The organism is Lentibacillus sp. (assembly GCF_035301675.1).
In the GTDB taxonomy this organism is placed as follows: domain Bacteria; phylum Bacillota; class Bacilli; order Bacillales; family Amphibacillaceae; genus Lentibacillus.
The window spans coordinates 1-22987 of the sequence record NZ_DATGTT010000011.1; the positions used below are offsets into that span (position 1 = coordinate 1).

Genomic DNA, 22987 nt, shown 5'->3' on the forward strand with positions numbered 1-22987 from the left:
GAACCGCAGGAGATAAAGGAAACACGGCGACCATAGGGAGCCGCTGTTGACTTATCGGACGGAGGTGAAGGAAGTCACGCTAGTCGCTGGGCGCTGGAGCCGGACGTGGCAATTTTTGATAAAGCATTCGTAGAGCCAAAAGTTTATACTTTCCTATACAATAAAAAACTGTTGCCTTATGAGAGCAACAGCTTTACGTGCCTGTTTCGATTATCCTGTAAAATGTATTGGCTAAGAACGCAAACTCTTCCATTGTCAGGGATTCGGCGCGCCTTTTCTCATCTATCCTTGCCTGCTTCAGGCCATCTGATATCGTCTGGTTATCAGCTGAGGCTTTAAAGTGTCTGATAAGATTATTCCGCAATGTTTTCCGCCGTTGTGCAAAACACGCCTGAACGATATCGAAAAAAAAGTCTTCATCGATGACTTGTACCGGAGGGCTTTCTCTTCTGGTCAGTTTTAAAACACTTGAGTCAACATTTGGCGGTGGCATAAAGACACGTTTGGGCACGTTCATGATGACTTCTGCCCGGGTATAATACTGTACAGCAATGGACAATGATCCGTATCTTTTGCTATTCGGCCCTGCCGCCATCCGTTCCGCCACTTCTTTTTGAATCATAACCGTAAAACTCGTTACCGGCAAATCATCATGCAACAGTTTCATCAGAATGGGCGTCGTTATGTAATACGGAAGGTTGGCGACCAAATGAATTGGCTGACCAGGTTTAAAGCAGGATTTCACCATATCAGAAACATCTGCTTCCAAAATATCCTGATGAATGATTTGTATATTATCATATGGCGTCAGCGTCTCTTTCAGAATGGAAAGGAGGCGCTGGTCAATTTCATAGGCTGTTACCTTATCAGCGTGAACCGCCAATTGTTCTGTGAGAGCACCGATGCCCGGTCCAATTTCTACGGCGCCAGTCTGCTTGTCAATACCTGCTTTTTGGATAATGTTATTCAGGATATTGGCATCGATAATAAAATTTTGTCCTAAACTTTTTTTAAAGGAAAATCCGTGTGCGTCAAGTATCTCCTTCGTCCGCTTTGGTGTTGCAATCCATTTAGTCGTCATTGTTTTCCTCCTGGATTACCTGATTCATGGCCATATCAAATTGCTCTTTTGTTATCTGGAACATGGTGAGCCGTTTGAGAAGCTGTTTTCCGTTGGTATGCCCGATCCGAAGCAATTCACCAAGGCGATCCCGTCTTGCAGCTGCCTTCGAACCGCCGATAAGGCCTGCCGAAATCAGGTCTTCCCTCGAAATGCCGGAGTCCTCTTTTTCAAATATGGAATAAACGCCCTGAAGCGCCTCCCGGATTGCTTCAGCCGATGCATGTTCAATCCCGAGACTTTTATTATGCGGATGTTTTGCACGGGCGGCTTCACGGGGAAGGAAAGCGTGCCTGCAACCCGGTACAGCCTGATCGACAATATGACGGATCCGGTGTCCCGGGTAATCCGGATCCGTAAATATAATGACACCACGCTTAGCTTGTGCGTGCCTGATCTGATTTATCACATTATTATTGACTGCGGATCCGTTTGTCTCAATTGTATCAGCCTCCACCGCCTGTTGAATTTTAGACGTATCATCGCGTCCTTCCACAACAATTATTTCCTTTATCTTCACGTATATTCCTCTTCCCATATAACTATTCAGACATTTGCTGGCAGTTCATCCCGAAACTGAACCTCGTTGTTTACCCGTTCATTTTGGATGAGGAACTGATGCGGGATACAATAATGCTCCTGCCACCATCCTGTGACAGGAGCATTATATCATATCTTAATCAAGAATTTTGACTGTAACCGATTTCCGCCCAAAACTAAGTGCGTCTGCCCGAGTTGGCACATGCAAATCGATGCGTTTTCCGCCAATGTTTCCGCCGGTATCGCCGGCAATTGCAGTGCCATATCCTTCTACATGTACCTTGCTTCCCAGCGGAATGACACTTGGATCAACGGCAACAACCTTCTTTTTAGGGTTGTTATTTAAATCAATCCCGGTGGTCGTAATACCTGAGCATCCGGAGCAATCTGCTGAATAAGCTGTCGCCGTCATCTGCAGTACTTTACTACTGCTGTTATTATTACTGCTTGATTTGCTGTTATTGTCATTATTGCCGCTTTCTGAGCTGTTTTTAGTGCTGTTGCTGCTTTCTGAAGACAGTGTTGTCAAATTCTGTTCCGGCTTTTTTTCTTTCGTGCCAAGTGCTACAATGCGCTTTTCACTTTCTTGTTTAACTTCTTTATTAACCAGTTCTTTGTTGACTTTTTTCCCATTCTCTTTAGTTATTTCGAATGTTTTGACCAGGGTGCCTTCATGCCCTTCAGCAATGACTTTCTTTTTCCCCTTCTCCAGGTTATTATCTTTGCGTTCTTCAACCTTATAGTCAATGGTTTCTTTTACTTCATCTGTTACTTTTTTAACACGTGTAATGGTGATGGGATTGTTTTCTTTGATTTTTTTATCCTTGGCCGGCTTTAATTTGTCTGAATCATCAAGGGTTATCTTATTTTCCTTCAGAAGCTCTCCGACTGTTCCCCCGGCAGTCCAGACTTTTTGCTTGTCACCGCCGTCATTTATGGTTACCTGAAAAGCCCTGTCAATCGAATAGAGCATACCGTCCCTGATGGCAGCTGTTTTATTATGTGATGTTTCATCATGCTTTGAGACGCTGATTTCCGTTTCATCGAGAAATTCATTTATCGTGTCTTCAACCGTATAGTAATCCTTTTCTTTCCCATCAGCCGCAACGGTAATCTTATTTGCTGTTTCGTATGTAATCGTCATGCCGTCTTCAATCTCAGCATCTGTATTATGTGATAATGCGTCATGTTCTTCGTAAGCGATGCCTGCTTCATCCAGTAATTCGTTAACAGTATCTGCGTGTGTCTTAAGGGTCCGTTCTTCCCCATTATCAACGATGGCTACTTCTGCTTTGGTTGTCTCAACAATGACAAATGCTGAAAATGCAATTAGGGCTAACACTCCAACCACAGAAAGAATCCATTGCCATTTTCTTTTCGGCAAAAGATTTGAAAAGATTTTCATCTTATTTCTGCCTCCTTCCATCGCGATTTTGATTATATAGACAGTACTATGTAATTACAACGAAAATTCGTTTACGGTTCATTTACAATTGAATTACAAAAAATAACCATTGTATAACATGGCCTTTTAACCATTGGTATGAGCGGTTTTATATAATAAAAAATGAGACCGGCAAGTTGGCCTGGCCTCATCAGAAATCTCGCTTTATTACAAGAAGTTTACGACAGTTTTCATGGTTATTCGTTGATATTGAAGAAATTAAAAGCATTTTTTGTCGTTATGTTACTGAGCTCCTCGAATGGCATATCCCGAAGTTCAGCAATTTTCTCAGCAACCAATTTAACGTATGATGGCTCGTTTCTCTTACCCCGATATGGATGGGGAGCTAAAAATGGGGCGTCCGTTTCAACCAGCAGCCGGTCAAGCGGAACTTCAACCGCCACATCTTTAGGCAGGGTAGCGTTTTTGAACGTCACCGGCCCCCCGAGTGAAATGTAAAAATTCATATCAAGAAACGCCTGCACGTATTCGGCAGAATCATTATAACAATGCATAATACCACCGACTTCACCGGCATTTTCTTCCTGAAGCAGCTCCATAATATCTTCAGTTGCTTCGCGATTATGGATGATAATCGGCATATTGACTTTCTTAGCCAGGGCAATCTGCTTACGGAAAACCTCTTTCTGCACATCTTCTGGTGACTTGTCCCAATGATAATCCAGGCCCATTTCGCCGATCGCCACCACCTTTGGATGACTTGAAAGCTCCTCAATCCAGGCCAGATCCTCATGGGTCATATCTACCGCATCAACCGGGTGCCACCCGACTGCCGCATATATGGTTTCATATTGCTCTGCAATTTCAATTGCAAGCGGAATCGTCTGACGATCGAACCCGACAACAACCATGTACCTTACCCCAGCATCAAATGCACGCTGGATTGTTTCTTCCTGATCTTCAAAAAACTGGTCCGCATTCAAATGGACATGCGTATCAAATAACATAGCACCACTCCTTCGTCCCGCATATAATGGACAGTAACCCGCCAAAGTACGGAGGTAACTGTCCCTAAATATCCGATTTTGTTCAACTTTAAAACCGTTCCACTGAATGAAGTTTCACTTGACCACAGGAAAAGGTCAAACTCGGCTGAGCTGACCTTTTCCCCATTTTTATATCATTATTTTACAATTGAACCATTTGGCAACGATTGTTCAACAGAGGTCAGAATAACTTGCCCGGTATCATCTTCACCGCAAAGAATCATTCCTTCAGATTTCTCTCCGCGGAGTTTGACAGGTTTCAGGTTTGTCACGCAGATGACTTTTTTGCCGATCAGATCTTCCGGATTATAATACTCGGCTATACCTGATACGACCTGCCTTTTATCTGTACCGGCATCCAGCTGAAGCTTCAGTAATTTATTCGTCTTTTTCACCGGTTCGGCTTTCAGGACTTCTGCCACACGCAAATCCAGTTTCATAAAGTCATCAATCGCAATTTCCTCTTTTTGTTCCGGAACTTGACTTTCTGATTTATTCTCTTCCTGTACCGGTTTTTGCATCATCGCCTTAATAGTTTCAACTTCTTTGTCCACGTCAAGACGTGGAAAGATAGGATTGCCCTTCTGTACGGATGTTCCCGCTTTGATTTGGCCATTTCCATACACATTGTCCCAATCATTCAGCGTATCAGTGTCCAGCCCGAGCTGACGAAAAATTTCTTTTGGTGCTTCGGTCAAAAATGGCTGCAGCATAATCGCAATTTTGCGCAATGATTCAGCAAGATGAGCCATTACATTGCCGAGACGCTCTTTGTTTGTATCATCTTTTGCCAGGATCCATGGTTCTGTTTCGTCAATATATTTATTGGTGCGGCTGATCAGCTGCCACAGTGAAGAAAGAGCGACCGAAAACTGCATATTTTCCAGCGCGTTTTCAAGCTTGTCGATTGTTTCTGTTTGCAGTTCTTCCAGTGATTGTTCAATATCTGTTTCAGATGCAATATATGCCGGCATTTGGCCGTCAAAGTATTTCTTAATCATTGCAATGGTACGGTTTAGCAGATTGCCAAGGTCATTGGCCAGATCGTAATTTGTCCGTTCAACAAAACCTTCAGGCGTGAACACACCGTCAGAACCGAATGGCACTTCACGCAGCAGATAATAGCGCAGTGCATCAAGCCCATACCGGTCAGTCAACTGAATCGGGTCGACGACATTTCCTTTTGACTTGGACATTTTGCCGTCTTTCATCAATATCCAGCCGTGGGAAAACACTTTCTTCGGCAGCGGCAGACCCAATGCCATCAGCATAATCGGCCAATAAATTGTATGGAAACGGACGATTTCCTTGCTCATCAGATGCACGTCTGCGGGCCAGAATCTCTGATACAATGAATCATCATCCGTGCCATATCCCAGCGCTGTAATATAATTGGTCAAGGCATCAATCCAAACATAAATAACATGCTTCGGGTCTCCCGGAACTTTAATTCCCCAGTCAAATGTCGTCCGTGATACCGCAAGATCCCCCAGGCCAGGTTTAATGAAATTGTTCAGCATTTCATTTTTGCGGTTTTCCGGCTGAATGAATTCAGGATTGTCCTCATAAAACTTCAGCAGCCGGTCGACATACTTGCTCATTTTAAAGAAATACGATTCTTCTTTCACTTTTTCAACAGGATTGCCGCAATCCGGACAGTGCCCGTCGTCCAATTGACGTTCCGTGAAAAACGATTCGCATGATGTACAATACCAGCCTTCATATTCATCAAGGTATATATCACCCTGTTTCACAAGCTGGTCAAAGATTTGGGCCACCACTTTTTTATGACGTTCCTCCGTTGTCCGGATAAAATCATCATTCGTAATCTTTAACTTTTTCCATAGACTTTGGATACCACTGACAATATCATCGACATATTCCTGTGGCTCCATATCCTTTTCCTGCGCTTTACGCTGGATTTTCTGACCATGTTCATCCGTTCCGGTCAGGTACATGACATCGTATCCGCGCAGCCTTTTATAACGTGCCATGGCATCACCGGCAACTGTGGAATAGGCATGTCCTATGTGCAAATTGCCGCTCGGATAATAGATTGGTGTTGTTATATAAAATGTATTCTTAGTGTTTGGCATGGGCTTACCTCCTCCATCGTTATTTCTATTGTAGCCATTTTTAATCCGTTTGCCAATATTGTTTGGCGGGTAACCAACCATTATATGCGGGATAAAGGTCTATCTACAATCATATCAGAGTGATTTTCTCGATAAACGTCATTTTAACAAAAAACATACGAGTTGTTTAGTTAATTAAATTTTCTTATTTATTTTTATCTTAAGCTCTATATTTATTGACACTTTTTATAATGACTGGTACTATATTCCATAAGTAATTGTCGAAACATGCCGAAAAATTTTAGAATGGCGACAGTAAAAAAGCGATTAGAGGGGAGATATGGAGAACATGAAATCTACCGGAATTGTTCGGAGAGTTGATGAACTCGGCCGCGTAGTCCTTCCGATTGAATTGCGCCGTACGCTTGACATCAACGAGAAAGATGCCCTGGAGATTTATATTGATGATGATAAAGTTATATTGCGAAAACACACACCGAATATGACGTGTCAAATTACCGGGGAGACATCTGATGATAATTTCTCATTAGCAAATGGTAAGCTCGTTCTTAGTCCTGAAGGAGCGGAACAGCTTATTGGAGAACTTCAATCACGATTAGACAAATAACCTAAATTTCTGTATAAAAACATCTGCATGTAAGAAAAACGGCTGACGCATTGGTTTTCCAACGTCAGCCGTTTTTTGAGAGCTGTCTGGATTACCTGGCTAGCCAGGTAAAATAGAAATATCCTACTGATCCACATGATATGTTTGATAGACTTCACGCTTTGGCATGTTTCGGTCAGATGCTGTGCGTTTGATGGCGTCTTTACTGGAGAGATCCGCTTCGTTGATATAATGGGAAACATGCTCAACGACTGAAAGACTGCTCCACCACAGTTTATCCTTCTGTACCGATTCACTGGACGTTCCTTCAACCACCAGACAAAATTCACCTTTCAATTCCGTTTTCTCAGCCCAATCAATCAGCTCTGCAGCGTTGCCGCGTATATATTCTTCAAATTTCTTCGTCAGTTCCCTGGCAACCGAGATCTGCCGGTCGCCAAGATGGGAATGCAGCATTTTTAACGTGTCTTTTATCCGGTAAGGGGATTCATACAGCAAAAGCGTACCACTGACCAGTTTTAATCGCTCCAGTTCTGCCTCTTTATCCCTTTTTTTGCGCGGCAGGAACCCATAAAATAAAAACTCATCCGCAGGCAGGCCTGACCCGACCAATGCACATAAGGCAGCATTTGCGCCGGGCAGAACAACAACCGGGTAATCGGCTTCAATCGCTGCCTGCACCAGTTCATAACCCGGATCTGATATGCCGGGCATGCCCGCATCACTGACGATGGCAATTGATTCACCATTTTCAAGTCGCTCCAGCAACTGTTCGCCGCGTGTTTCCTTATTATGTTCATGATAACTGATAAGTTGGGTGGTGATGTCAAAATGATTCAGCAGCTTTTTAGTGTTCCGTGTATCCTCGGCAGCAATGACGGAAACTTTCATTAGTGTCTTCAGTGCGCGAAACGTAATATCTTCCAGGTTCCCAATCGGCGTCGGAACGACATAAACCGTATTTAGCTCCTGTCCACTAAAGCTCTTTTGAATTTTCATATTTCATCACTTCTTTCAGCTTATCCCGGATTAACTGGGCTTTCCCTTTCCGTGTCAGCTGTTTAATCTCATGTTCCCTGCGCATGGCTTCCTCTTTTGTCTCGAATTTCTCTACAAAAACCACTTGAAATGGCCCGCGGCCGCGTGTATATTTGGCACCCTTTCCTTCCTCGTGCATTTGAACACGATGTTCCAGATCATTTGTATACCCGGTATAAAGCGTGTCATCAGCACATTTTAAAATATAAACGATATGTTCATTGTTTTCCATAAATAATTCCCTCTGCTTCCGTTGTATAAGTATTATCATTGTTATAAATATATAAAGGCGGCAAAATCTTTAAATCAGCGCTTCCATCCCGGCGGCCTTCAATCAGAATCATATTAGCATCCCGCCCGCGTTTGGGGTAGACAAACTGAAGCCGTTTGGGCTCAATTTTATATTGCCGGAATAACGTGATAATATCCACCAGCCTTCCCGGACGGTGCACCATGGCAACTTTTCCGCCCGGTCGCACATGCAGTTTGCTTGCTTTGACGACGTCTTCCAGTGTGCTGTACACTTCATGGCGTGCAATCGTTAAATGATCATTTCGATTATGTTCTGTTCTGGCGGGTGTCGGAAAATATGGCGGATTGCAGGTAACCACATCAAACCTGCTGTGCCCAAGCATATTTTTCATTTGCTTTAAATCACCGCGTATCATCGTCAGCCGATCAATCAGCCCATTCAGTTCCACGCTCCGCTTTGCCATGTCAAAAAGCCGCTCCTGTATTTCTACCCCTATGATCGATGCATTTGTTCGGCGAGATAACAATAATGGCACCACACCATTACCGGTGCATAAATCAAGAATATGGCCTTTTTTGATCGGCACATAAGCAAAATGAGCCAGCAATACAGCATCAAGAGAAAACGAAAACACCTCAGAACTCTGGATAATATGCATATTGTCCTCTGACAGCAAATAGTCAAGCCGTTCATCATCAAATAATTGTACCATGTCACCCTTCCGTTCTTTCCGCGATATAAAAACTGCCTCTACCGGATAGAGACAGTTCTATAATACGCTATTTTGTTTTACTAAGAAACTGAAGACAAAATAAGCAATCTTCCTCTTGCCGTGGCGTGCCAAAATGGACATTGCAAATATGAAATCCTTCTTCATAGAGCCGCGCCAGGTTATCATAACCTTCTCCGGGTATATTGCTGGAATCACTCACAACTTTATTTTTCTTAAAATCATCATCTGTTTGCTCCAAACGGTCGCGCAAATGGTGATTTTCCATTTCCAGGCGATGCTTTTCCTCTAAAAGATTGCTTAGTTTGCCCTTTAAATCACCAAGCTGTTCATATAATTCTCCGATCTGGGTCTCCATATCAGACACCTGATCGAAAATTTGCCGCTGTGACACGCTTATTCACCCCACTATTCTGTGGCTTGCGCTGTAATAATGCCCTCATCAATCATTTCATTTAAAGTATATTCGATAACACGTTCATTTTCAGGTAGTTCAACATGAATAACGCGTTCCAAAATATTTAAACCAACGACTTTTCCTTCACCATATGGCGTATTGACCATCTCGCCGATATCAGGCATTTCGCGTTTTGCCGTTTCATAGTCGTCGTTTTCATATTTAAGGCAGCACATCAGTCTGCCGCACAATCCGGAGATTTTTGCAGGGTTCAAGGAAAGGTTCTGATCCTTGGCCATTTTAATTGAAACCGGTTCAAAATCCCCGAGGAATGTTGAGCAGCAAAGCAGTCTGCCGCATGGCCCGATTCCGCCTAACATTTTGGCTTCATCACGCACACCAATCTGTCTAAGTTCAATCCGTGTTTTGAAGGTTGCCGCCAGATCTTTTACCAGGTTGCGGAAATCGACCCGGCCATCCGCCGTAAAATAAAAAATGATTTTGTTGCGGTCAAATGTATATTCAACGTCCACCAGATTCATATCCAACTGGTGTTCCTTAATTTTTTGAGTGCCTGATTCCAGCGCTTGATCAGCAAGTTCATGATTTTCAACGACGGTTAATTTGTCTTTTTCCTCTGCCACACGAATAACTTTCTTAAGCGGGAGCACAACATCCTCTTCATCAACTTGTTTACTCGTAATGACTGCTTTTCCAAATTCTATTCCGCGAACCGTTTCAACAACAACATATTGATCAGTCTCTACATCATTGTTCCCCGGATCAAAATAATATATTTTACCCGCCTTCTTAAAACGGACACCTATAACCTCTATCATTCAATCACCCCTGTATTTGAATGGTGAGCTGCTCCATCACAAGTGTCGGTTGGACATTTTGCTTGAGTTTCCGTTTTGCATTAAGCAGATTATTTAATATCTCCAGCAATTTTTCCTGTGAGAAGAACATCACCAGATTATCGATTTTCGAATCATCCTTGGAAAAAACGGTCATGTCATCTTCTTTGCCGATATGGTAATATAGTATATCTTTAAATGCTAAGAGCAGCAAATCGAATCCCTGTTCCTGCTGCGAGCGTTCCTTGAAATGCGGCACCCATTGCTGGTGGATAAATAAAAAAGCATCATTTGTATGTGTTGCAAACATTTCTATCAATTGTATCATTAATTTTCGTGCCTGCGCAAACCACTCATCCTCGCTCCAAGAGATGGCCTCATCCAGGTTATTGGTTAACGTGCTAAGTAAGACAGCCGTCCGCCGGTTAATCCCATGATCGATTAACTGCTGCTGAAAAGCCTGCGGATTGAGAGGCTTCAAATCAATCGTCTGGCAGCGGGACCGAATGGTCGGAATGATTGACGAACTGTTTTCGGTCATCAGAATTGCTGTCGTCTTTTTGGATGGTTCCTCCAAAAATTTTAAAATACGATTGGATGCATTCGTTGTCAGCGTGTCAGCACCTTTGACGACATACACCTTTTGATCGGTTTCGAGGCCTGAATAAATGAACTCCTTTTGAAGATGTTCGATCTGCTCTTTCTTGATGGACTGTTCATCCGGCTCGATCCAATGCATATCGGGATGGTTGCCGGAGTCAATACGCTTGCATGCGTTGCACTCCTGGCAAGGTTCAGCGTCGGACCGGTTTGTGCAAAAAAGCGTTTTTGCCAGTAATGTGGCAATAGCCTCTTTACCCGTTCCGCGTTCTCCCTGAAGCAAGTAGGCATGGGAGATGCGGTCTTTATTAATGCTGTTGGTAATAATTCTGCTTGCCAGCGGCTGGATTTCGGCTATTTCAGACCACGTTTTCATTTTTTTCCCTCTTTATTTAATATATAATGACCAATAGGCTCTTCATTTCACTGATAAAACCTCATTCAGTGGAGCGCTTTTCCCCACTGAAAAATTTAGCCGGCCCATCGCTTACAATTTTTTGATCAGGCATTGCGGAGCTCTCCCGCAATGCCCCTGACTAAAACTGTATGAATTGTTCGATCGGAAGGATAAATACAGTTGCACCACCGACTTCGACTTTGACCGGTTTAGGAATATACGAGTCGGCATTGCCGCCCATTGGGGAGATTGGTGCTACCATCTGTTCACGTTTGGAACAATTATCCCTGATAACGTTCAATGCATGATCGACATATTGATCCTCACAGCCAATCATCAGTGTGGTGTTCCCCTCTTTTAAAAATCCGCCGGTTGTTGCCAGCTTTGTGATTTTAAAATTCTCTTCACCCAGCGCATCAAGAAGACGATTGGTGTCTTTGTCCTGAACAACTGCAATGAGTAACTTCACGGCTCTTCACCCTCCTTTACTTATTATTTAAATAAGAACCGATATATTTTACTGCGTCAGATTCAACTTGTTCAAATGACTGATCCGCATTAATAACCTGAATGCGGTCCGGAAATTTTGACATAAGATATTGATATGCTTCATAAACCTGTTCATGGAACCGGATATTTTCGAGATCAAGACGATTTCTCTCTCTGTCTTTGTTTTCCGCGATACGGGCTAAACCTTTTTTCGGTTCGATATCAAAAAAAAGGGTCATGTCCGGCATCAGATCCTGAATGGCGAACCGGTTAACCGTAAATACTTCCTCGATCCCGAGTCCTCTGGCAAACCCTTGATAAGCAAGGCTGCTGTCGACAAACCGGTCACACAGCACAACTTTTCCTTCTGCAAGGGCTGGCAGAACCTTTTCAGTCAAATGCTGTCTGCGGGCAGCTGCCAGCAATAAAGCCTCAGTTCGCGCGTCCATTGCGGTATGTGCCGGGTTTAGAATGATATCACGGATTTTTTCGGCTATTTCGATACCCCCGGGCTCCCGTGTCGCCAATACATCAAACCCTAGATCCGCAAGTTTTTTTTCAGCTGATTTAAGAATGGATGACTTACCGGATCCCTCGCCACCCTCAAATGTGATAAAGTAACCGTTCACGTGTCGTTGCTCCTTTATTGGTAAAGTGAAACTTCATTCAGTGGGACGCTTTTCCCTCACTGATTGCTGGTTGAAGGGAAAACTTTTATTCCATCGTTTATATCCAGATGCTGCAAATGAACACCCTGCTGAGTTAATTCTTTCATTGCCCGGATATGATTGCATGTAATCCGTTCCCCCTTCAGGATGAAAGGTATACCGGGAGGATACGGCGTGATTGCCTCAGCTGAGATAAATCCCGCCGACTGCTGAAGCGGAACTTGCGTGATCTGTTGATGGTGCATTGCTGAATAATCCAAATCAAGTTCCGTCAGTCGTTCTGTAAAAAGATTGTCTATATTTATTATATCATGATTCCGTTTATTTTTTAATTGAGCACCAATGTCTATGATGGCTTTTTTTAGCTGGTTAAATGCCGCAAAGGGAACAAGGCCGTGAATAAACAAAACCTGGTGATTGGTGGAAAGCTCCGGATAAATACCTTTCCGCTCGAATAATCCGGCTATCTCACCCCCGGTAATGCCGGGTTTTACCTGCAGCGTTATTTTCAGCGGATCATCTGCCGGCAGGACATCCCAATAATCACTGAAATCAAAAATTTCACTTGTCTCACGGGCACTTTCCACGATTAATTCCAAATCGCGTGCTGATAAATTTGCCAAAAACGCACGCACCAGGTCCAAAGAAGCCATAATAGGGTATGACGGACTGCTTGACTGAATCATCTGCAAATAATGATGGATCCGGCTGTTGGAAATCCGCCCTGATTGAATATGCAAAAAGGCGCCCATTGTCATCGCCGGAGCCATTTTATGCGCTGACTGAACGACTGCATCTGCCCCAAATGTCAAGACAGAGTCCGGAAACATCCTGCCTGATGAAAAGTGGACGCCGTGCGCTTCATCAATCAATACTGGTACATTATATTCATGGATAAGCTCAATGATTTCTTTTATTTCAAAAGTCTTGCCAAAGTAATCCGGATAGGTCAGCATCACGGCCTTGGCATCCCGGTGCTGCTCAAGGGCCATTCTGATTGTTTCAATATCCGGTGCTGTATAACGATTAACCGAATCATCAAATTCCGGTGCCATAAATATTGGTCTGGCACCGCTCAGTTCAAGTCCATTAAAAATCGATTTGTGGCTGTTGCGCTGCACAATGATTTTATCGCCTACTGCACAAACTGATAAAATCATAGCCAGATTGCCTGCTGTACTGCCGCCAATCAAAAAGTGGGTATGCTCCGCCCCGAAGTAAGACGCAGCCAATTTCTGCGCTTCATCAATCACACCGCCCGGTCCATGCAAATCATCAAGTCCGGACAGCTCCGTCAAATCTAGCGGCAATACCGGATCAAAATATTTCCGTGCCTGCTCCGGGAAAATCCTGCCACTCTTATGACCGGGCACATGAAATGAGGTCGGTTGATTGTCGGCAAACTGTTTCAGTGCATCGAATAATGGTGTGCTGTTCTGATTAAAATTCATGATTAATCGTCCTCTTTATATATGTCTATTCATTATCATAATCAACAAAAAAGACCGCTGCAACAATTAGCAGCAGTCACCGTTCTAGGAATATAGTGTTGGCTGATTCATATTTTTTAGTTTTTGCAGATAATAGCGATACTTTTCTTCCCTTGGTTCGGTATGAATCATGTTCGTTTCGCATTCACAACAAATGAACAATTTGTATAAATGAATGCCCCATTCTTTTTCCTCTTCGCAAATACCGCACCGTTCCGTCATCAATTGTTGTGCCATGTCCCCACCTCCGTTAGCTTAGTATCTCCTAATCTAACGAATTTTATACGAATCATTGAAACTTTTCTTAAAGCTGTTTCAATGAAAGTATATGCCGAAGGGGCTTATTTCTTTACACATCGTACGAGCACAGGCCAGAACAAATTTTTCACGGTATAATAAATAAATGAATAGCGGCAAGAGACGTCAGACCAAACAAACCCAAAAACCCTGAGATAATGACTGTAAATAGATTGATAGGGATATGTAAGCCGATTGCCGCGCCGAACACATTAAAGAAAAATAAGAACAATATGCCGATCCCCAATTTCACAGTACTGTTTGCGATAAAACGCATCGGTTTAACAGGAGCTCCCACAAATAATAGAATGACGATTAACGCAACCATAATCGAAATAACCAGTGTCGAACTCATGCCGAATCACTCCTTTTTCTTTTCCCTTTCTACTTTTATATGAAAGGACAAGCGGAAAAAGAACTGAAATCTATGGATTGTACCTGATGGCACTGATCTTCCGATATCTTGCTTCCCGCCATAGAAATAAGTACTTAGCTTGAGCAAGACACTCTTTATAATAACCATCATCTGTTGGTTCAATGCTTTTCTTCACAATCGATTGAATTTCTTTCCACTCATGTTCCAGCGTAAATAATGAATCCAATAATTGTTCATCGACTTCCCATTTTCTCCGTTTTTTCCCCATGCGCCTCACCTATCTTTATAGATCTCTTCTGCCTTCCAATGCTTTCGAGAGCGTTACTTCATCAGCATATTCCAGATCACCGCCAACCGGCAACCCGTGTGCGATCCGGCTCGTTTTGATGCCTGAGGGCTTAACGAGACGGGAAATGTACATCGCTGTTGCTTCCCCTTCAATATTCGGGTTCGTGGCCAGTATCAATTCCTCAACCTCTTCATCTTTCAATCTGTTAATCAAATCGGGCACATTAATGTCTTCAGGACCGATTCCGTCCATCGGTGAAATTGCACCATGCAGCACGTGATATTTCCCGTTGAATTCTTTCATTTTTTCCATCGCAATAACATCTTTCGGATCCTGCACGACACAGATAACAGTGTTGTCCCTTGCAGTATCCTGGCAAATGGCACACGGATCCTGATCTGTGATATGACCGCAATTTGAACAGTGAGTTAATTCACGTTTGGCGTTCACCAGCGATTTGGCAAAATCCATCACGTCGTCATCTTTCATATTTAAAACAAAAAATGCCAGCCGAACAGCAGTTTTAGGGCCGATCCCTGGCAATTTTGTGAAACTGTCAATCAATTTGGAAATCGGTTCCGGATAATACATTCATACGCCTCCTAGAACAAAAGCTCGGAGCGCCCGATTAGCGACGTACGGAGGTGAAGAAAGTCTCGCTAGTCGCTGGGCGCTGGAGCCGGACGTGACTTGCTTTGCAAACAAGGTTAATCATCATATATTGTTTGATGATCAGAACATTCCGCCAGGCAGATTCATACCTTTTGTATATTCTCCCATCGTGTCATTCGTTTTATCATCAATCTGTTTGATAACATCATTTGTCGCAGCTAGAATAAGATCCTGCAGCATGTCAACATCATCAGGATCAACAACTTCTTCTGAGATTTGCACATCGGTTATCTCTTTCTTGCCATTGGCCACAACAGTCACCATGCCGCCCCCGGCTGACGCTTCAAATGTCATCTCATGCAGTTCTTCCTGAGCTTTCATCATTTTCTTTTGCATTTTCTGCATCTGCTTCATCATATTGTTCATGTTTCCTTTCATAAAAAACGCCTCCTAAGAAATTTATTCATCATGAATCTCCAGCAACTCATCCCCTACCAACTTTCTGGCTTCTTCTACCAGGGGATCCTCCTGCTGATCTTCTTCTTTGGCCGCTGATTGTTCCTGCCTGCTTAAATATTCATTACGCAACTCCTGCCATTGATTTGCCGGAATTGGTATAATCGTCCACTTTTTTCCGGTAACACTTGTCAGCACCGACTCAACTGTATCGCGGTTATCTAAAAACAGCGAACAATGAATTTCATATTTAAATTGAACGACTAATCCCTCATCAGATGCCGCTGCAGGCTTGCTGTCCTGTATTGTAGCATGTGCAGGGGCACTTGTCGATTTCAGTTTGTTTAAAAACGAGGCCCATTGTGACTGCACTTCTTTAAGCATTGGCCTTTCCGCCCCATCCAGAACACTGCGGATTTTTTCATACGGAATATTGTAGCTGTTTTTGGCCGTTCTTGGCTTTGACCGTTTCGGCTCTTGCGCCGGTGCCTGTTGTCTGGCTGCTGCAGGCGACTCCTTCAAAGCGCTCAACTCTTTCTCCAGATGCTCCAGTCTGCCGATCAGCCTTGTAACAGCCTCCGAGTCTGCCACATTCTGTGTCTCTTCTTTCCGGTTATCCTTATTGGTTATCGTTAAAATGGCAATTTCGATAAATACTTTCGGGCTGGTTGTCCATTTAATTTCCTGCTGACACTGGTTAAGCTGGGTAATCGCATCTTGAATCCATTCTTCGGGAACAGTACCGGAAAGTTCCTTAAATGGCTCATCGGCCATGGCCCGCTCGAGAATTCCTTCAAGGGTCGGCGCGCTTTTGTACAGCAATAAATCGCGCAGGAAATAAATCAGATCATACACAAAACGTGCGGGATCTTTTCCGTTCTGGATTAAGTCATCAAGCAATGTTAAGGCTTTCTGCACATTCTGATCATGCATGGCTTGAACAACATCTGTCAAAATGCCCTGGGCGACACCGCCTGTAACAGCCAGGACATCTTGCACCTCGACCCGATCGTCACTGTACGAGATTGCCTGATCAAAGATGCTGAGCGCATCACGCATCCCGCCCTCTGCCGCCAGGGCCACAGTTTCCAGTGCTTCATCCGATACAGCAATTTGCTCTGCTTCAATCACTGTCCGCATCCGTTCTACAATTGATTTATTCGAAATCGGTTTGAAGTCGAAGCGCTGGCAACGCGAAGCTACTGTCAGCGGAATTTTATGAGGTTCAGTCGTCGCCAGAATAAAGACGACATGCTTCGGGGGCTCTTCTAATGTTTTCAAAAGTGCGTTGAATGCGTTTGTTGAAATCATGTGCACCTCATCGATGATGTACACTTTATAGGGAACCGAACTTGCGGCATACTTGACTTTATCCCGTATCTCGCGAACATCTTCAACACTTGTATTCGATGCCGCATCCATTTCGATAATATCGTTGATCGAACCATCCTGAATACCGCGGCAGGATGCGCATTCATTACACGGTTCTTTAACAGGGGCATGTTCACAATTGATTGTTTTAGCAAAAATCTTCGCAGCACTTGTTTTCCCAGTTCCCCGCGGACCGGAAAAAATATAGGCATGTGAAAATTTTTCCTGAGCAATCGCATTTTGCAGTGTTTTGGTGATGTGGGTCTGGCCGACAACATCCTGGAATGTTTTGGGCCGCCATACGCGGTATAGCGCCTGGTAGGTCATAATGAATGTTTCCCCTTTATGAGGCTGTTCAAAAAGATCCCTTTTTTGAACACGCAATGATAAATTCTACCTAAATTATACTCGATGTGAGGGGGGAATGTGAAGGGGATTGCAAATAATCGCCAAGACTGGCCGTTTTGTACAGCCAGCCTTCTTTTCACATATGCCTTCGTTCCATCAGATGGATGCCAATACCCATAAACACAACACCCATCAATATCAAAATGCTAATAGGATATAGAAGCTCTTCCAGCGGATAACCATAAACCGCGATACCATTTAATACTTCCATCCCATACGTCAGCGGATTAATTTTGGACAAGGCAAGCAGAAACTCCGATTCCACAATTTCAATCGGCCAAAAGGCACCGCCAATCATTGCCATGCTGACCGAAATAATCGGCAGCACCGCATTAAACTGCTGCGAGTTTTTAACGATTCCGGTTATCAGGATAGACAACGCAACAATAGCAAATACATATGGAATCAGAAGCAGCAACGTCTCCGCAAAGCTCCCATTAAAATCAACGCCAACGACATAACGGAAAACAAGAAAAATGATCAGTACCTGCAGATAGCCTTCAAAGAAACTATAGATTAAATTGGCGACATACATTTCCCATTTCCTCACAGGAGACAGAATCATTCTATCCCACAGCCCATCCTTTTTATCAGTTAAAATCGGCAGCACATTATAACCGATTGTGTATATGACAAAAAATAGTGTAAAACCAAACAGCGTATGAAATGTACTGTCAAACTCAAAATCATCTGAACTGTTGAAATGCCTCGCTTCAATCGAAAACACCGGTGTAGCCATCGCTTCATCCAATTCTTCTCGTACAATGTCACTGTCCATATTGTCTGAAGTACGTACCACTTCCAGAATTTGTTCCCGCTGCTGCTCTTTTGCATAAACTCTTTGAATCATCTGTTCGACGGTAGCGGCATTTGGTGAATCCACGCCGACAATCAATTGAAAGTCCTCTTCATGGAGGATGGCACCAAGCTCTGCCCTTCCGCTTGATACTTCTTCTTCCACACTTTCCTTACTATCCATCCAATTGAAGGCTAACCCTTCTGTTTCAGATAAAGCCTCTCCAGCTGCAGAATCCTTTACTGATTCCTCTGCTGTATAAATGGGCACCTGAATACTCCCCTCCAGGTTTGAACCGCCCAGAATCAGGGCAAATCCAATCGACATCACCGTGAACATGATAAATATAAAGGGGTTTCGGATAAATCGCTTCAACTTTGAAAGTAAAATTCCAATCATCCCGATATCCCCCTTTTCGGAAAACTGACCACAGCTAAAACAATGGCCGCCAATGCAAACATAAACAAGAATAACAAGTGAATCCAGATCTCCTGAATGCCATCACCTCTTAAAATCCCTATATAAGCTGACATTCCGGCTCCATTCGGCGTTAGATTTCCAATCGCCCGCAATAATTCAGAGGAATTTCCGATCGGAAAAAAACTACCGCCCAAAAATGCCATAAGGGTTACCAGTATCCCGGAAAAAAAGCTTGTAATAATTTCAGAATTAATACGATAGCTGATGGCAGTCAACAACACGGTTATGCCGCCGATAGCCATCGCATATACGAACGAAACAGTTAAAAATGTCATGAGATTTGGCCAGGCTATGCCAAAAACCAGCCAGGCAAAACCATAAACAATCAATAGATGAAGAAAGCCAAAAATCATGCCCGACAGCAAAATGCCAGTGAAATAAAGCCAGCGTGACACATTTCCCAGAATGATACGGTCAAAGACGTGTGTTTTTTTCTCATGGAATGCGATTGATCCAATGGTAGAAGCAAGAAACAGTACATTCATCACAACCATCCCGACAGCATAGTATCCTTTTGCCGTTACCGGATTTTTTTGATTGACTGTTGTTGTCTCGCCTGTTACCGCATCTTCATTCTGCTCAAGCACGCCGGGATCAATTCCATTTTTGCTTAAAAATGTGCCTATCGTAAACTGTTCCTGATATTGTTCTAGAAGCCCGTTTACAATGGACACACCAATTTCCTGTGTTTCGTTTTGCGATATCTTCAATTCTGGCTGTTCAGGTTTATCAAGCACCATATATTCGAGCATGTTATATGTGAAATTTTCTGGTACTTCAATCAGAGCGGTGTAGCTGTCATCATTTTTAAGTTTTTCGAGCTCGGATGGTTTTGCGTCATGAACGTCAACCATATCACTGACATCACCACTGCCGAAGACATCTTCTCTTAATGTGCTGACTGGCATCAATCCATCAATACCTTCCCGGATCCCCTCCACTGCTTCAGGAGGCAATTCCGCTCCGAGATCCTTCATAAAACGATTAATTTGCTGTTCCTCGTCACCATGTTCAACAAATGCAACCTTTACATCAATCGGACTGGATTCCCCATTCATGGTGCCGCCAAGTGCCGTTCCGAGGATGGCAATCAATATAATGGGAAGGCCAACCAATAAAAGCAATTGAACAGGGTTCCTAAGCAACATTAGCCCTTGTTTTTTCAAGATTTGCCAGATCATAAGATTCACCGCCTAATCCCTGAGTGCCCGCCCTGTCAGATGAAGAAAAACATCTTCCAGGGTTGGTGTCTTGACATCAACTGAACTCAGCTCCTGTTCAGCTTCTTCTGCCAGATGAATTAATTTAGGAAACATATTGATTTCTTTCGACACCGTTATAGTCACTTCTTTCTCACCAGCAACCACCTGATTAATGGTCGGGGACTGCTCTAAGAGTGTGATAAAACGGCCATTCAGCCGACTGGTTTTAATGGAGATGGTTTTCTCCGCAGAAAGGATTTGCTTAATTTCTTCTTTCGTGCCGGATGCAATCAAATTTCCCTGATCCATGATATATATTCGGTTACACAGAAATTCCACTTCTTCCATATAGTGGCTCGTGTAAAGAACGGTCATCTGTCTTTCGTCATTCAAACGCTTAACGGTTTCCAGAATATAATTGCGGGATTGCGGGTCAATACCGACTGCTGGTTCATCCATAATCAACAGCTCCGGATCATGCAGCATGGACACACCAATATTCAGACGCCGCTTCATCCCACCTGAAAATTTACTGACTACTTGTTTGCGCCGGTCGCTCAAGCCGATCTGATCCAGTACTTCATCAATTTTCCGTTTCAATGCATACCCTTTCAGCCGGTATATCCGCCCGAAAAATTGCATATTTTCTTCTGCTGTTAAATCATCATACAACGCAATTTCCTGCGGTACCATGCCGACGATCTTACGTAATGATGCAGGGTTTTTCAGAATGCTCTTATTGTTAAATCTTACATCGCCGCCAGTTGGTTCCACCAATGATGACATCATCGAAATAGCCGTTGATTTGCCAGCGCCATTCGGGCCGAGCAAGCCGACTATTTCACCTTTCTCAATAAACATATTCAGATTCTTGACCGCTTCAATTTGTTTGAACTTTTTTGTTAAATCCACCAGTTCAATCATCGTACCCGCCTCCTGTGTTTTTAGTGTACGCTGTTTTGCTGTGTGGCGCATACTGCCTGGAGTCACTGAATCGTATTTTTTACGTGACTGAAGTCATTGTTCGCCTGACATAGAAAAAGCTATTGCCGTAAAATCCCGGCAATAGCCTCATTGTTTTAATGAGATCGCTGATCAAATTACGTTCAATCATCAGCAATATGATGTTTCACTGCATAAATAGCTAATTGCGTCCGGTCGCGCAGTCCTGTTTTTTGCAGAATCTGTGTCAGGTAATTTTTTACCGTCCCGATCGATAAATAAAGTTCTTCGGCAATTTCTTTATTTGTCAATCCTTCACCTATGAGCTTTGTAATGGCGATCTCCCTTTCTGAAAGATGGACATCCACGGTTTTTTCGCTTTTTGAACGTTTGAGGAGACGCGGCATCACTTTCGCGGCAACCTCTTCATGGATGGTCATACCGCCGCTCATACAGCTGTAGACGGCTTCGATTAACTTATCGGACTCCGAGGTTTTCAGCAGAAATCCATTCGCCCCTTCTTTCAGAGCCTCAACCGCATACTCATCATCATTGAACGTCGTCAATATCAAAATTTTTATATCCGGCCATTGCTGTTTTATTTTTCTTGTCGCCTCAATGCCATTCATGACCGGCATTCTGACATCCATCATAATAAAATCAATGAGATGCTTTTCCACAATCGCAATTGCTTCTTCTCCATTTTCCGCTTGCTGGACCACACTGATGTTTTCATCCTGTTCTAAAATAACTTTAAGACCCTGCCTAACAATTGCCTGATCCTCGACAAGGAGCACCCGCCACATAACTCTTACCTCCCTAAGAACCCGGTATTGTTCCTTTGACCACAAACTTTTCATCAGTCTGATATATATCAAGTAGCCCTGCTATTTCCTCTACCCGCTTTTCCATATTCGACAGGCCGAATCCAAATGCAAATGGCTTAGTGTGCTGGATTGTATTGGCAATTTCAAAAGAGACCTCTTCCGTTGCTGATTTCCCTAATGTGACATGAACTTCCCTTGACTGGGCATGCCGCATTGCATTTGTCAGCGCCTCCTGAATGACTCGGTATAAAATGACACTTTTATCATTTGACAGCGGAATTGATAAGACGCCCTGCTTGATAGTAAACTGGACGAGCAGGTGACTTTCCGCCTCCAGTTTGCGGATCAAGTGAACCACTGTCGCAATCCCTTCATTTTCCTCTATTTTAAGCGCCTTTACTGCCTGCCTCGTTTCTTCCAGGCTCTCACTTGCCATCTGTTTTAATGTATTATATTCTGGATTCCTTGTCTCAATAGCAAGCGCTTCCATTTTCATAATCAGCGCTGTCAAACGATGTCCGACAGAATCATGGATTTCACGGGCGATTTTTGTTCGTTCTTCCAGCCTGGCATTCTGCTCTGCCGTCAGATTCATGCGTTTCAGTTTTCTGTACTCACCCAAAAGCTGTTCATAAATGTCCCTTTGCTCCCGCCGTTCATCAGTCATACGGCTCAATCTCAGCATCAAAAATGAAAAGAGCAGACTGATTATAATCATTTCAAGCAGCCGTTCGTTGGTTAAGGCAGCGAGCAAAACCGATAATCCAATATTAACAGTCAAATAATGAGGGAAGGTTTTTTCGGGTAACACCGTGGCAGCTTCTATCGTCATAAACAGCAAAAGGAGCAACGAAAGGGAAGTATTATCAGTCAACAGATAACCATGCACACATATCACGAAAGAAAGCATGATATAAAGCAACAAAAGAGCTGTTTTAATAGACAGGAAAAAATAAATTGCAAGGGACACTGCAAAAAACATGATACTTATTGGTGTATTGATACTGTCTAACAGTATTATTAATCCCCAGAATATAGCAAACACACTAAACCGCAAGCTAAATATCTTCACCCTGTATACCTGCTTTCCTATGTTTATTATTGAGACAATGCCAACACTATACTTATCAAAATTATAAAAAAAGACTGCATCAATTGTCGTTCACAACTTTGATGCAGTCTCTCTTCATTATGTAAA

Annotated in this window: 26 protein-coding genes; 1 reads left to right on the top strand and 25 read right to left on the bottom strand. The window is 43.3% G+C overall.

The genetic code is table 11. The features are described from left to right. Positions 1–193 precede the first annotated feature (193 nt). From rsmA to metG, 5 genes are all read right to left on the bottom strand, one after another. Positions 194–1081 (bottom strand): 16S rRNA (adenine(1518)-N(6)/adenine(1519)-N(6))-dimethyltransferase RsmA, encoded by an 888-nt coding sequence (rsmA, locus tag VK097_RS01780; RefSeq protein WP_324210082.1) that lies wholly within the window; start codon positions 1079–1081, stop codon positions 194–196. After that, positions 1071–1640 carry a ribonuclease M5 gene (rnmV, locus tag VK097_RS01785; RefSeq protein ID WP_324210083.1) on the bottom strand — a complete coding sequence of 190 codons (570 nt, stop codon included), beginning with the start codon at positions 1638–1640 and terminating at the stop codon, positions 1071–1073. The genes rsmA and rnmV overlap by 11 nt, the downstream gene beginning before the upstream one ends. A gap of 156 nt (positions 1641–1796) precedes the next feature. After that, positions 1797–3065 carry a resuscitation-promoting factor gene (locus VK097_RS01790; RefSeq protein ID WP_324210084.1) on the bottom strand — a complete coding sequence of 423 codons (1269 nt, stop codon included), beginning with the start codon at positions 3063–3065 and terminating at the stop codon, positions 1797–1799. A gap of 236 nt (positions 3066–3301) precedes the next feature. Continuing rightward, a complete protein-coding gene (locus VK097_RS01795) occupies positions 3302–4072 on the bottom strand; it encodes a TatD family hydrolase (protein ID WP_324210085.1) in 771 nt (256 codons plus the stop codon). Between the two features lie 176 nt (positions 4073–4248). Beyond that, the gene (gene metG, locus VK097_RS01800; protein ID WP_324210086.1) at positions 4249–6207 is read right to left on the bottom strand and encodes a methionine--tRNA ligase; all 1959 of its coding nucleotides are present in this window, start codon (positions 6205–6207) and stop codon (positions 4249–4251) included. A 328-nt stretch (positions 6208–6535) separates the two neighbouring features. Here metG and abrB point away from each other — a divergent pair, with 328 nt between their 5' ends. Beyond that, positions 6536–6814, top strand: coding sequence for a transition state genes transcriptional regulator AbrB (gene abrB / locus VK097_RS01805; protein WP_324210169.1), 279 nt, complete (start codon positions 6536–6538; stop codon positions 6812–6814). A 123-nt stretch (positions 6815–6937) separates the two neighbouring features. Here the strand turns inward: abrB and rsmI are convergent, their stop codons facing one another. From rsmI to VK097_RS01905, 20 genes are all read right to left on the bottom strand, one after another. Beyond that, on the bottom strand, positions 6938–7813 hold the full coding sequence (rsmI, locus tag VK097_RS01810; protein ID WP_324210087.1) for a 16S rRNA (cytidine(1402)-2'-O)-methyltransferase: 876 nt from the start codon (positions 7811–7813) through the stop codon (positions 6938–6940). Further along, the gene (locus VK097_RS01815; protein WP_324210088.1) at positions 7791–8084 is read right to left on the bottom strand and encodes a GIY-YIG nuclease family protein; all 294 of its coding nucleotides are present in this window, start codon (positions 8082–8084) and stop codon (positions 7791–7793) included. Before VK097_RS01815 ends, rsmI begins: the two co-directional genes overlap by 23 nt. Next, a complete protein-coding gene (locus VK097_RS01820; protein WP_324210089.1) occupies positions 8071–8817 on the bottom strand; it encodes a tRNA1(Val) (adenine(37)-N6)-methyltransferase in 747 nt (248 codons plus the stop codon). Before VK097_RS01820 ends, VK097_RS01815 begins: the two co-directional genes overlap by 14 nt. A 67-nt stretch (positions 8818–8884) precedes the next feature. Continuing rightward, positions 8885–9229: a DNA replication initiation control protein YabA gene (gene yabA / locus VK097_RS01825; RefSeq protein ID WP_324210090.1), complete on the bottom strand. Its 345-nt coding sequence runs from the start codon at positions 9227–9229 to the stop codon at positions 8885–8887. 14 nt (positions 9230–9243) lie between these two features. Next, complete coding sequence (locus tag VK097_RS01830) at positions 9244–10071, bottom strand: PSP1 domain-containing protein (RefSeq protein WP_324210091.1); 828 nt, start codon at positions 10069–10071, stop codon at positions 9244–9246. A gap of 4 nt (positions 10072–10075) precedes the next feature. Continuing rightward, complete coding sequence (holB, locus tag VK097_RS01835; RefSeq protein ID WP_324210092.1) at positions 10076–11065, bottom strand: DNA polymerase III subunit delta'; 990 nt, start codon at positions 11063–11065, stop codon at positions 10076–10078. A 160-nt stretch (positions 11066–11225) separates the two neighbouring features. Further along, a complete protein-coding gene (darA, locus tag VK097_RS01840) occupies positions 11226–11555 on the bottom strand; it encodes a cyclic di-AMP receptor DarA (RefSeq protein ID WP_324210093.1) in 330 nt (109 codons plus the stop codon). 16 nt (positions 11556–11571) lie between these two features. After that, the gene (tmk, locus tag VK097_RS01845) at positions 11572–12204 is read right to left on the bottom strand and encodes a dTMP kinase (protein ID WP_324210094.1); all 633 of its coding nucleotides are present in this window, start codon (positions 12202–12204) and stop codon (positions 11572–11574) included. Positions 12205–12260: 56 nt separating this feature from the next. After that, a complete protein-coding gene (locus VK097_RS01850) occupies positions 12261–13694 on the bottom strand; it encodes an aminotransferase class I/II-fold pyridoxal phosphate-dependent enzyme (protein WP_324210095.1) in 1434 nt (477 codons plus the stop codon). An 84-nt stretch (positions 13695–13778) separates the two neighbouring features. Next, positions 13779–13970, bottom strand: a complete 192-nt coding sequence (locus VK097_RS01855) for a sigma factor G inhibitor Gin (protein WP_324210096.1) — start codon at positions 13968–13970, stop codon at positions 13779–13781. A 148-nt stretch (positions 13971–14118) separates the two neighbouring features. Beyond that, entirely contained in the window at positions 14119–14385 is a 267-nt protein-coding gene (locus tag VK097_RS01860; RefSeq protein WP_324210097.1) for a pro-sigmaK processing inhibitor BofA family protein, read from the bottom strand. Positions 14386–14455: 70 nt separating this feature from the next. After that, the gene (locus VK097_RS01865; protein WP_324210098.1) at positions 14456–14674 is read right to left on the bottom strand and encodes a YaaL family protein; all 219 of its coding nucleotides are present in this window, start codon (positions 14672–14674) and stop codon (positions 14456–14458) included. 15 nt (positions 14675–14689) lie between these two features. Beyond that, positions 14690–15286 carry a recombination mediator RecR gene (recR, locus tag VK097_RS01870; protein WP_324210099.1) on the bottom strand — a complete coding sequence of 199 codons (597 nt, stop codon included), beginning with the start codon at positions 15284–15286 and terminating at the stop codon, positions 14690–14692. Between the two features lie 141 nt (positions 15287–15427). Continuing rightward, the gene (locus VK097_RS01875; RefSeq protein WP_324210100.1) at positions 15428–15745 is read right to left on the bottom strand and encodes a YbaB/EbfC family nucleoid-associated protein; all 318 of its coding nucleotides are present in this window, start codon (positions 15743–15745) and stop codon (positions 15428–15430) included. Positions 15746–15766: 21 nt separating this feature from the next. After that, positions 15767–17461: a DNA polymerase III subunit gamma/tau gene (dnaX, locus tag VK097_RS01880; RefSeq protein ID WP_324210101.1), complete on the bottom strand. Its 1695-nt coding sequence runs from the start codon at positions 17459–17461 to the stop codon at positions 15767–15769. Positions 17462–17618: 157 nt separating this feature from the next. Beyond that, a complete protein-coding gene (locus VK097_RS01885) occupies positions 17619–18737 on the bottom strand; it encodes an ABC transporter permease (protein WP_324210102.1) in 1119 nt (372 codons plus the stop codon). Beyond that, positions 18734–19999 carry an ABC transporter permease gene (locus tag VK097_RS01890; RefSeq protein WP_324210103.1) on the bottom strand — a complete coding sequence of 422 codons (1266 nt, stop codon included), beginning with the start codon at positions 19997–19999 and terminating at the stop codon, positions 18734–18736. Before VK097_RS01890 ends, VK097_RS01885 begins: the two co-directional genes overlap by 4 nt. A 12-nt stretch (positions 20000–20011) precedes the next feature. Continuing rightward, a complete protein-coding gene (locus VK097_RS01895; protein ID WP_324210104.1) occupies positions 20012–20944 on the bottom strand; it encodes an ABC transporter ATP-binding protein in 933 nt (310 codons plus the stop codon). A 182-nt stretch (positions 20945–21126) separates the two neighbouring features. Then, positions 21127–21768: a response regulator transcription factor gene (locus VK097_RS01900; RefSeq protein WP_324210105.1), complete on the bottom strand. Its 642-nt coding sequence runs from the start codon at positions 21766–21768 to the stop codon at positions 21127–21129. 13 nt (positions 21769–21781) lie between these two features. Then, positions 21782–22600 carry a sensor histidine kinase gene (locus VK097_RS01905; protein ID WP_324210106.1) on the bottom strand — a complete coding sequence of 273 codons (819 nt, stop codon included), beginning with the start codon at positions 22598–22600 and terminating at the stop codon, positions 21782–21784. Between the last annotated feature and the right edge of the window lie 387 nt (positions 22601–22987).